This window comes from Glycomyces arizonensis DSM 44726 (assembly GCF_000482705.1).
GTDB classification, from domain to species: Bacteria; Actinomycetota; Actinomycetes; order Mycobacteriales; family Micromonosporaceae; genus Glycomyces; species Glycomyces arizonensis.
In genome coordinates this window covers 1-1,237 of sequence record NZ_AXWO01000054.1, presented here as the reverse complement: position 1 = coordinate 1,237, position 1,237 = coordinate 1, and the positions used below count along the sequence as shown (strand labels likewise).

Sequence of the window (1,237 nt, the reverse complement as noted above, 5' to 3'; positions counted from 1 at the left end):
CAAGACCTCGCAGGCGGTGCGATCGCTCGAAGGCTTCGTGTTCTTCGCCGAGCGCGTGGACGGCGAGGCCGGCACCGTCCTGGCCCACCAGGCCGGGCAGGTGATCGACCAACTCCGATAGTCCAGGCGCGCACGCGGGTCCGGGAATGGTTCGAACCCGCCTCCCGCCGCCGACGGAAGTCCTGGCCGACCATGCGTCGGCCAGGGCTTCCTCATGTCGTTTCGCCTTGCGCGGCCGTCAGGTCATCCGCTTCGCCTGGATGAAGCCCGCGATGATGGCGATGACGAGTGCGAGCACCCCGATGATGAGCAGCCACTTGACGGCCTTGACCAGCAGGCCGATCAGGATGAGCGCGACGGCGATGACGCCGATCGAGATGAGCAGGGCTCGCATTGTGGGGCCTCCCGAGGCCGTAGGAACACGTCCGGTCGTGGTTCCCCGCGCGGGCCGCGTTCAACCGTGGTGCGGATGTCGGGGCTCGGACGCGCATGCGATTCGGCGGCACGCGAAGCGATCGGGGAATGACCGGGCGTGCGGAGTTCGGCATTGCATGCGAATATCCACAGTATTTTATGTAGGAATGCGAAAACTCCATTCGCGATGGTGACGAGAAGTGCCATCCGATCGCATTGGGTCGCATCGCGGTGAAGTTGGCGATGTTATCGGTGTTACTTGAGTTGCTGATTTACTCTAAATTCTGTTTTTTCTATGGGATATATCGGAATCAACAGCCGAAACCGCTTGCGGATAAATTATGTGATTGGCACCACATTTATGTTTATATGAGGACTTGCGTCAGATCGGGTGACATCCCGATAAGGGAGTAGTAGTGTGTGGTGATCGTTGGGATCGAGGCGGATTCACGGCGAGTCGCGACCACTGAAACGGTTGACTCGCAGGTGAAATGGTGGGGTCGCGGTTCCGACGCCCGACAAGAGAACATGCACCGGCGAAGCCCGCACCCCCGCACGGTCCCCCCGATGACCGGCGGGCTCGCTCGAGCCCCGGATCGCCCCATGGCCGCGTGAGCGGCCTGCCCATGAAGCACGCGCCGGCGAAGCCGCCAGCGCCCACCAGCAGGACAGGCAGGACGGTGAATCCCATGGCAGTCAAACAGTCGGAGAGCACTCGGACCAGGTCGAACGAGTACGGTCATTTGGCGCCGTTGTTCGTGGAGTTGGCGGGGTTGGAGGCGGGTGATCCGCGGCATGCGGAGGTGCGGGATCGGTTGGTGAC

General features: G+C 62.3%; 1 protein-coding gene. It reads right to left on the bottom strand.

The features are described from left to right. Window positions 1-238: 238 nt before the first annotated feature. Complete coding sequence (locus H613_RS31530; protein ID WP_169732031.1) at window positions 239-394, bottom strand: hypothetical protein; 156 nt, start codon at window positions 392-394, stop codon at window positions 239-241. Window positions 395-1,237 lie beyond the last annotated feature (843 nt).